Genomic DNA, 13,357 nt, shown 5'->3' with positions numbered 1-13,357 from the left:
GGCGCGTGGCGCGCTCCAGGTTGTAACCGAATCGGCCGCGCCGTGCTGGCAACGGTCGAGGTTTTCGGCGATCTGCCGGCGCGTTCTATGCGCGGCTTGCCGAAACGCAGCGGCCAGGACGATGCCTGGCCGCTGCGGTGACGCGGACGCGATCCCGGCTTACGCGGAGATCGGGGTACGCCAGTCGTCGGAGCCGGAAGTACCGGAGACTTCGTGGGTCCAGACGATCTTGCGGTAGGTGAAGTAGACGTCTTCCAGGTGGGTGAAGTGGGCCATGTTCGGATCCTGGCAGTTCGGCATGCGCGACTGCACGTCGACGATCACGGCGTCTTCCAGTTCGATGGTGAAGTAGTGCTCCTGGGTACCGGTGGAGGAGGTGCGGTACCACTCCAGGCGGCACTTGCTCAGACGCTCACCGGAGGTCAGGGAGTTGAAGATCAGCGGCGAGGACTTGTCGAAGACCTTGGTGATCATCAGCGGCTTGTGTACGCGCTGGCCGGTCGGTTGGCCGGACTGCGGGTCACGCGGGATGATGACCTGGTGGTTGTAGGCTTGAACCAGAATCTGGTCTTCATGACCTTCCTGGAAAATGTTGCCGACCGAGTCCTCGGTGAAGGTGCCAGCGGTGATCAGACCTTGCTTGGTGCCTTCGAGGGACAGATACGCGGGTGTTGGCATGAGTGCTCTCCTTGCCTGGGTCATGGATCGTGTTCGATCCGGGAGCCAGGGTTATAGCGAGCGGCATGCCAGAAATTGAAAGATCAATAAAAACAAAGAGTTGATGTGACCTGATGGCTGGTGGTGGTCATGATGAGTGTTAGGTCACGCAAAACTGTGCAGCAAGTTGCGCAGTGCTGTGCAGGTTGTTGCGCAGGATGCTGAATGGCGCGTACTTCCTGGCTTGCGCCCGCTTGAGCGCGGTTTTATCCACAGCGCTCTGCGCAAGAATTTGCCAGGTCGATCACTCGGCCCAGTGTCGACCGTGGCGTTCCAGCAGGTGTTGCAGTTGCTCCGGGCCATCGCTGCCGGCCGGGTAGGGGCGCGGGCTCTGGTAGTGCTGGTGCCAGCCTTGCAGGATCGGGTCGACCCATTGCCAGGCCGCTTCGACTTCGTCGCGGCGCATGAACAGGGTGGAGTCGCCTTCGATCACGTCGAGCAGCAGGCGCTCGTAGGCGTCCCAGCGGCGTTGCTGATTGAAGGCGTTGGCCAGGTTGAGATCCAGTTCCACCGGTTTCAGGTGCATGCCCTTGCCAGGGTTCTTGGCCATCAATTGCAGGGTGATGCGTTCTTCCGGTTGCAGGCGGATCAGCAGCTGGTTGGCTTCGCCACCATTGAACAGGCGATGCGGCACTGGCTTGAACTGGATGAGGATTTCCGACGCCTTCTTCGCCAGGCGTTTGCCGGTGCGCAGGTAGAACGGCACGCCGGCCCAGCGCCAGTTGTCGATCTCCACCTGCACGGCGACGAAGGTTTCGGTGTCGCTGTCGTTGTCGACGTTCTTCTCGAAGTAGTAGGCGGGCACGTCGTGGCCGCCGATCTTGCCGGCGGTGTACTGGCCGCGCACGGTCTTGTCCTGCACGTCGAGGCCGTTGATGGGTTTCAGCGCTTCGAGGATTTTCACCTTTTCGTTGCGCACCGCCTCGGCGTCGAAGCGTACCGGCGCCTCCATGGCCACCAGGCAGAGCAGCTGCAGCAGGTGGTTCTGGATCATGTCACGCATGGCGCCTGCGTTGTCGTAGTAAGCGCCGCGGTTTTCCACGCCCAGGGTTTCGCAGACGCTGATCTGCACATGGTCGATGTGTCCGGCGCGCCACACCGGTTCGAACAGGGCATTGGCGAAGCGCAGCGCCATGAGGTTCTGCACGGTTTCCTTGCCCAGGTAATGGTCGATGCGGAACACCCGTGCCTCATCGAATACGGCGCCAATGGCGGCGTTGATTGCGCGGGCCGATTCCAGCGAATGGCCGATGGGTTTTTCCAGCACGATACGCGCTTCGGGGCCGGCCAGGCCGGCGTTGGCCAGGTGGGCAGCGATGTCTTCGAACAGGTTTGGTGCGGTGGCCAGGTAGTAGACCCGTACCCTGCCTTCGTCGCGCCCCAGACGTTTGGCCAGGCGGCCAAAGTCGGCGCTTTGCGCAGCGTCCATGGCGAAATAGTCGAGGCGCTCGGCGAAGCTGGCCCAGGTGTCTGTGGCGAAATCGGCGCGAGCGACCTGAGCGCGGCAGTGACGCTCGGCCAGGGCCTGGTAGGCCTCGCGAGAGTGGCTGCTGCGAGCCAGGGCGAGGATGCGCATATCGCTATGCAAGCGACCTTCGCGGTGCAGGTGATAGAGCGCTGGCAGCAGCTTGTGCAGGGCCAGGTCGCCCGTACCACCGAAGACCAGCATGTCGCAGGGAATACTCAAGGGAAACACTCCGACTCGTTTTTGCAGGCGGGCTGCAATCATGGGGAAACGGCCCGGCAGTATCCATCTGCTGCGCTTGGCTGGGTGCTTCAGGGCGTCTTTTCCACCGCGTATCGGTTTTAAACTGCCTGTTGGCTGTGCGTGAATGCAAGCCATGTAGTATAACTACAAGGTCACTACAACTGCCGACTGCTGATCATAACCGAGCTATGGTCAGTCGAGTGCCCGCGGTAGACCCTTTTCTGCATAGAGCCAATCTAAGTGAATCTGTTGCAACACATCGCCCAGTCGCGCCACCTGCTGCGCAAATCGGAACTCAAGGTGGCCGATCACGTCCTGCTCGACCCTGCATCGGTCATGCACAGCTCCATGGCTGAGCTGGCGCATAGCGTTGGTATTAGCGAGCCGACCATCGTGCGCTTCTGTCGTGCCATCGGCTGCACCGGTTTTCAGGATCTCAAGCTGAAACTGGCGCAGAGCCTGGCCGCTGGCGCCAGCTTCGGCCAGTTCGCCATCCATGAGGACGACTCGGTCGCCGACTTCAGCCTGAAGATCTTCGACACCACGCTGCACACCCTGATGGAGGTGCGCGAGAAGCTTGACCCCGAAGCACTGCAACGTGCCATCGCTGCCTGTGCGCAGGCGCAGCGCGTTGAGTTCTACGGTTTTGGCGCCTCCGGTGCGGTGGCGGCCGATGCTCAGCACAAGTTCTTCCGCCTGTTGCTCAATGCGGCGGCGTATTCCGACCCGCACATGCAGGCGATGAGTGCCGTGACCCTGAAGCCGGGGGATGTGGCCATCTGCATCTCCCAGTCCGGGCGCTCCAAGGATCTGCTGATCAGCGCCAACTTGGTGCGTGAGGCCGGCGCCAGCCTGATCACCCTGTGCCCGAGCCAGACGCCATTGGCCGATCTGGCCACCGTCAACCTGGCCATCGACGTGCAGGAAGATACCGAGATCTATACCCCGTTGACCTCGCGTATCGCCCACCTGGTCGTGATCGACGTGCTGGCCATGGGAGTCGCCATGGCGCGCGGTCCGACCTTGGTCAATCACCTCAAGAGCGTCAAGCGCAGCCTGCGTAGTTTGCGCCTGTCGCCGAAGTCGCTGCGTAACAGCGAGGATTAAAAACAAGGAGTCTTCAGGGATGAAGCGTTTTGTCGGACGGGCCGCGCTGATTGCGTGGATCGTTCTCGTGACTGGGTGCAGCAGTTTTTTCTCTCGCGTAGGGTCGGACAAGCAAGTTGAGCTGTACCCGGCGACGAATGCCACGATGGAGGCCTTCGGTGATCTCTGGTGCTGGATGTTCCTGGCGTGCCCCGCACTGATAATTTCCCTACCCGTCGATGTGGCACTGGATACGCTGCTGCTACCGGTCGATACGGTACGCCTGCTCAATCATCGCGACGACTCGGAGAAAAAGCCTGAAACCAGTGCGGTGCCAGGTGTCACCGAGGCTTCATAGCGCTGCCGCCAAAGCGTCATCTGCCTGAGCGATGCTGGGGACTCCAGCCTTTCGTTCCGGGAGAACCGAGATGCCTCGTATCTTCGATGACGCGCAATTGCACGATCAGTCTGATGCCAAGACCCGCCGCAAACTGCAGGATCAACGGCGCATGGCCTACCGACGGGCCATTGAGGACTACGCCGAACAATGCCAGTTGCAGCGTGAGCTGGCCGACTATCCCGAGCTGATTTCTGCCGGTCGGATGCAGGCTGTCGACCGAGTGCAGCGCAACGCTGCCTGATTGGCGAGCACCGCTCCGCGACTGGCGGGGCGGTGCGCTTGCCCGATTCTACGAACTTATTGCCCGCTTCTGCTGATCTGTCCGGCTCACCGCGACAGCCTCTTTCGTGCCCACTACAGTTAGTGTCTGGCCCCTGAGTGCGGGGTTGACCGTGAGCGCCGGCAGGCCATGCCGGAACCATCAGACACCATCAAGATAAGGTGGGCAGATCATGATTACCCTGAATCTCAATGGCACCGACCATGAGCTGGATGTGGCCGGCGACATGCCGCTGCTCTGGGCTTTGCGCGACGTTGCCAATCTCACCGGTACCAAGTACGGCTGTGGCATGGCGCTGTGCGGCGCCTGTACGGTCAATGTCGAGGGACAGCCGACCCGCTCCTGCGTGACGCCGGTGTCGGCAGTGGCAGGCAAGCGCATCACCACTATCGAGGCCGTTGGCGACGACGCCGTGGGCAAGGTGGTGCAGGAGGCCTGGCGCCAGCTCGACGTGGTGCAGTGTGGCTACTGCCAGTCCGGTCAGATCATGGCGGCGACGGCTCTGCTGAGCAGCAACAAGGCGCCAACCGATGCCGATATCGACGCGGCCATGAGCGGCAACATCTGCCGCTGTGCCACCTATGTGCGGATTCGTGCCGCCATTCACGAAGCTGCTGGGCAACTGGCCTGAAACCTGTCCAAGGTCTGCTGCGCGTCGGTCGTGCTGCGTTAAAAATCGGTTCGGAAAGCCGCTTGCGGCTAACGCGCTTTAGCGCGATCCGAAGGGCGAACGAAGTGAGTAATGCTCATTTACAGCTCGTAAACTCGAATGCGAGCCCAGTCCGTTCCTCACCGATTTTCGCCTTGCACGCCTCTAGCTCGCGAGACCTTGGAGCAGGTTTTCCTCGGAGAACTAAATCATGGGCAAGATCGAAACCCCCGACAGCGCCGCTCGCGGCATTCTCAACGTCAGCCGGCGCAGCCTGCTCAAGGGTGCTGGCGGTCTGGCGCTGGGCTTTTTCCTGGCGCCGTTGATGCGCGGTGGCGAGGCGCTAGCGGCGACCGCCAGCCAGCCATTCGGCCCCAACGCCTTCGTGCGCATCGATAGCGACGGCATGGTGACCGTGTTGGCCAAGCATCTGGAAATGGGCCAGGGCAGTTACACCGGGCTGGCCACGCTGCTGGCCGAAGAGTTGGACGCCGATTGGAGCAAGGTGCGGGTGGAAGGTGCGCCAGCCGACGCCAAGCTTTACAACAACACGGCCTTCGGCCCGATGCAGGGCACCGGCGGCAGTACCGCGATGGCCAACTCCTGGGAGCAGATGCGCAACGCTGGCGCTACTGCAAAGGCCATGCTGGTCGCTGCTGCGGCGCAGCGCTGGGGCGTGCCGGCCAGTGAGATCCGCGTCAGTCAGGGTGTGGTCAGCCATGCCGGTTCGGGACGTCAGGCGGGCTTCGGCGAACTGGTGGAGGCGGCTGCACAATTGCCGGTGCCGCAGCAGGTGCAGCTGAAGGATCCGCAGGACTTCAAGCTGATCGGCAAGCTCGACCTGCGCCGTAAGGACAGCCATGGCAAGACCGATGGCAGTGCCGTCTTCACTCAGGACTTCAAACTGCCGGGCATGCTGGTGGCGATGGTTGCCTATCCACCACGTTTTGGCGGCGTGCCGCGCTCGGTCGATAGCAGCAAGGCCAAGGCCGTGCGCGATGTGGTCGACGTGGTGGAGTTGCGTGATCTGCCCCATGGCCGCACCGGCGTTGCCGTACTGGCGAAGAACACCTGGGCCGCGCGTCAGGGCCGTGATGCGCTGGTGATCGACTGGGACGAAAGCCAGGCATTCACCCTCGGCAGCGAGGAAATCCTTGCCCAGTACCGCGAGAATGCCGGCAAGCCGGGCTTGCCGGCGACGCGCAATGGTGACGCCGAAGCCGCGTTGGCCAAGGCGGCGAAGGTGGTCGAGGCCGATTACGAATTCCCCTACCTGGCGCATGCGGCGATGGAGCCGATGAACTGCCTGGTGAAACTATCGGATGACCGCTGCGAAATCTGGAATGGCGAGCAATTCCAGACCGTGGATCAGAACCTCATCGGTGCATACCTGGGGCTGCCGCCGGAGAAGATCACGCTGAATCAGCTCTACGCCGGCGGCAGCTTCGGTCGCCGCGCCAGCTCGGTGTCGGATTACCTGCTCGAGGCGGTGGCGATCACCAAGGCCGCGCGTGGCAAGGGCGTCGATGCGCCGGTCAAACTGGTCTGGACGCGCGAAGACGATACCCGTGCCGGTTCCTATCGACCGTTGTATCTGCACCGTGTGCGCATCGGGCTGGACGAGGCGGGCAATCTGCAGGCCTGGCATAACCGCCTGGTCGGCCAGTCGATCATCGCCGGCACTTCGCTGGAGGCCGCGCTGGTGCACGACGGTATCGACCATACCTCGGTCGAGGGTGTCTCCAACCTGTCCTACGCGGTGCCCAACCTGCAGGTGGAGTTGAGCACGCCGACCAATATCAAGGTGCCGGTGCTGTGGTGGCGTTCGGTGGGTCACACCCATACCGGTTACGTCGCCGAGACCATGATCGACGAAGCCGCCGTTGCCGCCGGCAAAGACCCTTATGCCTTCCGTGATGCGCTGCTGGAGAAGCATCCGCGCCACCGTGGTGCGCTCAAGCTGGCTGCCGAGCAGGCCGGCTGGGACAAACCGCTGGCCGCCGGTGCGGATGGCGAGAAACGGGGCCGTGGTATCGCCGTACACGAGTCGTTCGGCTCGTTCGTGGCGCAGGTTGCCGAGGTCACAGTGAAGGCCGATGGCAGTTATCGCCTGGATCGCGTGGTGTGCGCCGTGGATTGTGGCATCGCCATCAACCCGGACGTGATCAAGGCGCAGATGGAAGGTGGGATCGGCTTCGCCCTTGCGATGGCGCGGCATAGCGCAATCACCTTGAAGGAGGGGCGTGTCGAGCAATCGAACTTCCACGACTTCCAGGTGCTGCGGATGAACGAGATGCCCAAGGTCGAAGTGCACATCGTGCCTTCTGCCGCGAACCCGAGCGGCGTCGGCGAACCGGGTGTGCCGCCGCTGGCTCCGGCTCTGGCCAATGCCCTGTTCGCGGCGACCGGGGTGCGTCTGCGCAAGCTGCCGTTCCCGGCGCAGATCAAGGCCTGAGGCTGGCTGCAGCAAACAAAGCGCCCGGGCAACTGCCCGGGCGCTTTGTTTGTGGGGGGCTGTGGGAAGCGCTTTAGCGGCGAGATTGCTGCAACGGCGTCGCTGCTAAAGCCCCTCCCATAGGGGTAGATCAGCCGTTTTCCAGATGGCGCTCTTATGTAGGAGCCGCTTCAGCGGCGAGCTTTGGCGATGGATCGCGGCTGAAGCCGCTCCTACGAAGGTGGCGAGCAGTATCCCCGATGTAATCCAGCAGGTAGGGTGGGCTTTAGCCCACCAGACCAGCCGTGGTGGGCTGAAGCCCACCCTACTAGCCTGTGGCCTCGATGCAGTCCGGGGGGCTGGACGCACTTAGCCTGGTCGCCGGCTCGATATTGCTGCAGTCCAACGGGGTCGGCGCATGGATCGCGGCCTGGCGATGCTTGAGCATGCCGCCATTACGTTGATTCAGTGCTGCCGTCATTTCCGCAAGAATCGCTGTGGCCACGCTTTCCGGCGTGTCACCGCCGATATCCAGGCCGATGGGGTAGTGCAGGCGCTCCAGTGCTGGCAGTTGTGTGGTCTGCTGGCGTATCTCGGCAAGCAGACGTTCGGTGCGATCGCGTGGCCCCAACTGGCCGATGTAGGCGGGATTGCCCTGCAGCACGCCGCCCAGCCAGTGGCGATCCTGGCTGTAGCTATGGCTCATGATCGCCACCATAGCGCCGTCGGTGAGATGACCTAGTTCGTATGGCGGACGTGCATCGGCCTGCAGCACCAGGTCGGCATCCGGAAAGCGCTCGGCGCGGGCGAAATGAGCGCGACCGTCCACCACCGTCACATGCCAGTCCAGCAGCTTGGCCATATGACTCAACGGCTGGGCGTCGTGACCGGCGCCGAAGATCACCAGGCGCCGCTGCGGTGCCAGGTATTCGCAGAACACTTCTATCTCGCCCCTTTCGTCGCGGTAGGTGTGTAGCGAGGAGCGGGTCTGCGCCAAGGTCTCGGCCAGGTCGGTGCGTATCTGTGCATCGAGTGCGGGGTCGATCAGGCGGCTGCTGTCGGCCAGCGACGGGTGCAGCGACAAGCGATCGCCCACCCGTACGCGGGCATTGCGATAGCTGGCTATCACCGTGGCCACGGCGCCGGCCTGGCCGCTCTCGCGCACCTGGCGCAGCAGGTCGAGTATCGGTAGCGGTTTCTCGGGGCTGTGACGCTCGAGCAGTACGTGCACGGTGCCATTGCAGCCGAGGCCGAAGGTCAGTGCGGCATCCTGATCGTCATCGTCGTCCTGGGTCGCGGTGCTGTAGCGGCGGATTACCGCTTCACCGCCATCGGTCAGCCACCAGGCCTTCTTCGCCACCTCGGACTCCAGGCAGCCGCCGCTGATGGTACCCACCGTGCCGCCATAGAGCGGGATCAGCATGCGCGCGCCGGGACGCCGATAGGCCGAGCCTTCGACCTTTACCACCGTGGCGAGCACGGCCTGGCCGCTCTCGCGTTCGAGCGCGGTGACGGCGCTGAGCAGGGCGCTGGTTCCCGACAGCATAGGCTTCTCCCAGGCAGGTTTCGTTGGAGTGATCCCAGGGTGGCAATGTCCCGCATGTCAGTTAAGAAGGGTTAGGCCGATCCTGCGAGATTCTTGCCCGATCCTGTGCCGCTGTTCTGGAAGCGTTCCTCCAGCTTGGCGATCGCTGCGCGCTCGCTGCGAATGAAATCGACGAACGCCTGCGCCACTGGCGATAGCCGCCGGCCACGGATGTTCACCACGCACCAGCTGCGCTGCAGCGGCAGTTCGGCCACTGGCAGCTCGCGCAGCAGGCCGTGCTGCAATTCCAGACGTACGGCATGGCGCGGCAGCAGGGCCAGGCCGAGCCCGGCCAGTACTGCCTCGCGCTGCGACTCCAGCGAGCCGATTTCCAGTACCAGTGGAAAGTGCGTGCGCTTCTGGTGGCAATACTCCTCGCAGGCGCGGCGTGTGCCCGAGCCGGTTTCGCGAATCAGCAGCGGGTAGCTGGTGAGATCCTGCAGTTGCAGGCTTTCCTCCGCGCACAATGGGTGATCCGAAGGGGCGACGGCGACGATCGGGTTGTTGAGAAAGGGCAGGAAGTCCAGCGCCATGTCCTGTGGCACCTGGCTCATGATCATCAGGTCGTCGCGGCTCAGGGTCAGGCGGCGCACGACCAGGCTGTGATTGACCACCGTGAGGTTCAGGCTGACCTCCGGGTAATGCTGGCGAAATTCGGCGAACAGGTGGGGAATGAAGTACTTGGCGCTGGATTCGACGCACAAGTTGAGCTGACCCTGCAATGACCCCTGCAAGTCCGAAAGCTGCATGTCCAGGCTCTCCAGCCGACCGAAGATGTCGCTGCTGGCGCGGCGTAGAGCCTCGGCCGCTTCGGTCAGGTAGAGCTTCTTGCCGACGTATTCGAACAGCGGCTGACCGACCAGCTCCTCCAACTGGCGAATCTGCAGGCTCACGGCCGGTTGGGTCAGTGCCATCTCGTCTGCGGCACGGCTGTAGGAGCCGTGTTCGCACACTGCGCGGAACACCTGCAACTGGCGCAATGTCATGCGCAACAGGGTTTTACGCACCGTTTCGTCCCCTTTCGATCAATCTATAAGTAATTGCTTATGACTGATCAAATAATTATTGATTTTAGTTAATTCGTCTAGCCGGCTAGGTTAGCGGGGCGTTCGGCGTACTGGCCGCCGCCCCTGACAGCTTTGCGCTGAGGATTCGAACCGTGATCAAGAAAATCCTGATCGCCAACCGTGGTGAGATTGCCGTCCGCATCGTGCGTGCTTGCGCCGAGATGGGCATCCGCTCGGTCGCCATCTACTCCGAGGCCGACCGCCATGCGCTGCACGTCAAGCGTGCAGACGAAGCGCACAGCATTGGTGAAGATCCGCTGGCCGGTTACCTGAACCCGCGCAAGCTGGTGAACCTGGCGGTGGAAACCGGCTGCGACGCGTTGCATCCCGGTTATGGCTTCCTTTCCGAGAACGCTGAGCTGGCGGAAATCTGCGCCGAGCGCGGGATCAAGTTCATCGGCCCGTCGGCCGAAGTCATCCGCCGCATGGGTGACAAGACCGAAGCCCGCCGCAGCATGATCAAGGCCGGTGTGCCGGTTACCCCAGGTACCGAAGGTAACGTCGCCGACCTGGACGAAGCCCTGCGTGAAGCCGAGCGTATCGGTTACCCGGTGATGCTCAAGGCCACTTCCGGTGGCGGCGGCCGCGGTATCCGCCGCTGCAACAGCCGTGAAGACCTAGAACAGGCTTACCCACGGGTAATTTCCGAGGCGACCAAGGCCTTCGGCAGCGCCGAAGTGTTCCTGGAAAAGTGCATCGTCAATCCCAAGCACATCGAGGCGCAGATCCTCGCCGACAGCCACGGCAATACCGTGCACCTGTATGAGCGCGATTGTTCGATCCAGCGCCGCAACCAGAAGCTGATCGAGATCGCCCCCAGCCCGCAGCTGACCCCCGAACAGCGCGCCTATATCGGCGACCTGGCGGTGCGCGCCGCGCAGGCGGTGGGCTACGAGAACGCTGGCACCGTGGAGTTCCTGCTCGCCGAGGGCGAGGTGTACTTCATGGAGATGAACACCCGGGTGCAGGTGGAACACACCATCACCGAGGAAATCACCGGCATCGACATCGTTCGCGAACAAATTCGCATCGCCAGCGGCCTGCCGCTGTCGGTCAAGCAGGAAGACATCATTCACCGTGGGTATGCCCTGCAGTTCCGCATCAACGCCGAGGATCCGAAGAACAACTTCCTGCCCTCGTTCGGCAAGATCACCCGCTACTACGCGCCTGGTGGTCCCGGTGTGCGCACCGACACGGCGATCTACACCGGCTACACCATTCCGCCGTATTACGACTCGATGTGCCTGAAGCTGATCGTCTGGGCGCTGACCTGGGAAGAGGCGATGGATCGCGGCCTGCGCGCGCTGGACGACATGCGCGTTCAGGGTGTGAAGACCACTGCGCCGTACTACCAGGAAATCCTGCGTAACGCCGAATTCCGCAGTGCCGAGTTCAACACCAGCTTCGTCGAGAGCCATCCGGAACTGACCCAATACTCGATCAAGCGCAACCCGTCGCACCTGGCCATCGCCATCGCCACCGCCATCGCTGCCCACGCGGGCCTGTAGGGGACATCATGAGCAAGAAGATCACCGTTACCGATACCGTCCTGCGCGATGCCCACCAGTCGTTGCTGGCCACGCGCATGCGCACCGAAGACATGCTGCCGATCTGCGACAAGCTCGACCGCGTCGGTTACTGGTCGCTGGAAGTCTGGGGTGGCGCCACTTTCGACGCCTGTGTGCGCTTCCTCAAGGAAGACCCGTGGGAGCGCCTGCGCCAGCTCAAGGCTGCGCTGCCCAACACCCGTCTGCAGATGCTCCTGCGCGGGCAGAACCTGCTCGGTTACCGTCACTACAGCGATGACGTGGTCAAGGCGTTCGTGGCCAAGGCGGCGGTCAACGGCATCGACGTGTTCCGCATCTTCGACGCGATGAACGACGTACGTAACCTGCGCGTGGCCATCGAGGCGGTCAAGGCCGCGGGCAAGCACGCCCAGGGCACCATCGCCTACACCACCAGCCCGGTGCACACCACCGACGCCTTCGTCGCCCAGGCCAAGGCCATGCAGGCGATGGGCATCGACTCCATCGCCATCAAGGACATGGCCGGGCTGCTCACGCCTTACGCCACCTTCGAACTGGTCAAGGCACTGAAGAGCGAAGTGGATCTGCCGGTCTACATCCACAGCCATGACACCGCCGGTCTGGGCTCGATGTGTCAGCTCAAGGCCATCGAAGCCGGTGCCGACCATATCGACACCGCCATCTCCAGCCTGGCCTGGGGCACCAGCCATCCGGGTACCGAGTCGATGGTCGCCGCGCTCAAGGGCAGCCAGTACGACACCGGCCTCGACCTGGAACTGATTCAGGAAATCGGCATGTACTTCCACGCCGTGCGCAAGAAGTACCACCAGTTTGAGAGCGAGTTCACCGGCGTGGATACCCGCGTGCAGGTCAACCAGGTACCGGGCGGGATGATTTCCAACCTGGCCAACCAGCTCAAGGAGCAGGGTGCGCTGAACCGCATGAACGAAGTGCTGGAAGAGATTCCACGCGTGCGTGCCGACCTCGGCTTCCCGCCACTGGTGACTCCGACTTCGCAGATCGTCGGCACCCAGGCGTTCTTCAACGTGCTGGCTGGCGAGCGCTACAAGACCATCACCAACGAGGTGAAGCTGTACCTGCAAGGTCGTTACGGCAGGGCGCCGGGCAAGGTCGACGAGCAACTGCGCAAGCAGGCCATCGGCAGCGAAGAAGTGATCGACGTGCGCCCGGCCGACCTGCTCAAACCCGAGCTGGCGCGCCTGCGTGAAGAGATCGGCAGCCTGGCCAAGTCCGAAGAGGACGTGCTGACCTTCGCCATGTTCCCGGACATCGGCCGCAAGTTCCTCGAAGAGCGCGCTGCCGGGACCCTCAAACCGGAAGAGCTGCTGCCCATGCCCAATGGCCAGGGCGCTGCGCCGGTCGGCGGCGAAGGTGTACCGACCGAGTTCGTGGTCGATGTGCATGGCGAGAGCTACCGCGTGGACATCACCGGCGTCGGCGTGAAGGGCGATGGCAAGCGTCACTTCTACCTGTCCATCGACGGCATGCCGGAAGAAGTGGTGTTCGAGCCGCTCAACGATTTCGTCGCAGGCGCCGGTGGCAAACGCAAGCAGGCCAGCGCGCCGGGCGATGTGTCCACCACCATGCCGGGCAACATCGTCGATGTGCTGGTCAAGGAAGGTGACACGGTCAAGGCTGGTCAGGCGGTACTGATCACCGAAGCGATGAAGATGGAAACCGAAGTGCAGGCGCCGATTGCCGGCAAGGTCAAGGCCGTTCACGTGGCCAAGGGCGACCGCGTCAATCCGGGCGAAGTACTGGTGGAAATCGAAGGTTAACCTCTATGGAGCCCGGCCTGTTGGATGGGCAAATTTGACGGGGCGTAACCCGGGCTCCTTTTTTATTCACTGGCGCTTCACTTGAGGCGCCATAGGGTTTGAGACC

The 13,357-nt window shown here is 62.8% G+C and carries 11 protein-coding genes; 7 read left to right on the top strand and 4 right to left on the bottom strand.

Features of this window, described 5'->3' with window-relative positions; all coding sequences use genetic code 11:
- Positions 1–159: 159 nt before the first annotated feature.
- Together HS968_RS25325 and zwf are read right to left on the bottom strand one after the other, a co-directional pair.
- Entirely contained in the window at positions 160–678 is a 519-nt protein-coding gene (locus HS968_RS25325; RefSeq protein ID WP_106738114.1) for an Hcp family type VI secretion system effector, read from the bottom strand.
- 283 nt (positions 679–961) lie between these two features.
- Positions 962–2,446 (bottom strand): glucose-6-phosphate dehydrogenase, encoded by a 1,485-nt coding sequence (gene zwf, locus HS968_RS25320; protein WP_182369260.1) that lies wholly within the window; start codon positions 2,444–2,446, stop codon positions 962–964.
- 219 nt (positions 2,447–2,665) lie between these two features.
- Here zwf and hexR point away from each other — a divergent pair, with 219 nt between their 5' ends.
- The 5 genes from hexR to HS968_RS25295 all read left to right on the top strand — a co-directional run bounded on the left by hexR (position 2,666) and on the right by HS968_RS25295 (position 7,295).
- On the top strand, positions 2,666–3,532 hold the full coding sequence (hexR, locus tag HS968_RS25315) for a transcriptional regulator HexR (protein WP_106738115.1): 867 nt from the start codon (positions 2,666–2,668) through the stop codon (positions 3,530–3,532).
- A 19-nt stretch (positions 3,533–3,551) separates the two neighbouring features.
- Positions 3,552–3,869: a YceK/YidQ family lipoprotein gene (locus HS968_RS25310; protein ID WP_182369258.1), complete on the top strand. Its 318-nt coding sequence runs from the start codon at positions 3,552–3,554 to the stop codon at positions 3,867–3,869.
- Between the two features lie 70 nt (positions 3,870–3,939).
- Entirely contained in the window at positions 3,940–4,152 is a 213-nt protein-coding gene (locus HS968_RS25305; protein ID WP_182369256.1) for a PA3496 family putative envelope integrity protein, read from the top strand.
- Positions 4,153–4,363: 211 nt separating this feature from the next.
- On the top strand, positions 4,364–4,822 hold the full coding sequence (locus tag HS968_RS25300) for a (2Fe-2S)-binding protein (RefSeq protein WP_179623111.1): 459 nt from the start codon (positions 4,364–4,366) through the stop codon (positions 4,820–4,822).
- A 229-nt stretch (positions 4,823–5,051) separates the two neighbouring features.
- Positions 5,052–7,295, top strand: coding sequence for a xanthine dehydrogenase family protein molybdopterin-binding subunit (locus HS968_RS25295; RefSeq protein ID WP_182369254.1), 2,244 nt, complete (start codon positions 5,052–5,054; stop codon positions 7,293–7,295).
- A gap of 307 nt (positions 7,296–7,602) precedes the next feature.
- Here HS968_RS25295 and HS968_RS25290 read toward each other — a convergent pair whose 3' ends face one another.
- Positions 7,603–8,820, bottom strand: a complete 1,218-nt coding sequence (locus HS968_RS25290) for an XdhC family protein (RefSeq protein WP_182369252.1) — start codon at positions 8,818–8,820, stop codon at positions 7,603–7,605.
- Positions 8,821–8,891: 71 nt separating this feature from the next.
- Positions 8,892–9,866 carry a LysR family transcriptional regulator gene (locus tag HS968_RS25285; protein WP_182369250.1) on the bottom strand — a complete coding sequence of 325 codons (975 nt, stop codon included), beginning with the start codon at positions 9,864–9,866 and terminating at the stop codon, positions 8,892–8,894.
- 152 nt (positions 9,867–10,018) lie between these two features.
- Here HS968_RS25285 and HS968_RS25280 point away from each other — a divergent pair, with 152 nt between their 5' ends.
- Positions 10,019–11,434 carry an acetyl-CoA carboxylase biotin carboxylase subunit gene (locus HS968_RS25280; RefSeq protein ID WP_182369249.1) on the top strand — a complete coding sequence of 472 codons (1,416 nt, stop codon included), beginning with the start codon at positions 10,019–10,021 and terminating at the stop codon, positions 11,432–11,434.
- An 8-nt stretch (positions 11,435–11,442) separates the two neighbouring features.
- A complete protein-coding gene (gene oadA, locus HS968_RS25275) occupies positions 11,443–13,251 on the top strand; it encodes a sodium-extruding oxaloacetate decarboxylase subunit alpha (protein WP_182369248.1) in 1,809 nt (602 codons plus the stop codon).
- Positions 13,252–13,357: the final 106 nt, after the last annotated feature.

Origin of the sequence: Pseudomonas berkeleyensis (assembly GCF_014109765.1) — a bacterium.
GTDB lineage: Bacteria > Pseudomonadota > Gammaproteobacteria > Pseudomonadales > Pseudomonadaceae > Aquipseudomonas > Aquipseudomonas berkeleyensis.
This window is presented reverse-complemented; position numbering and strand designations above follow the sequence as displayed.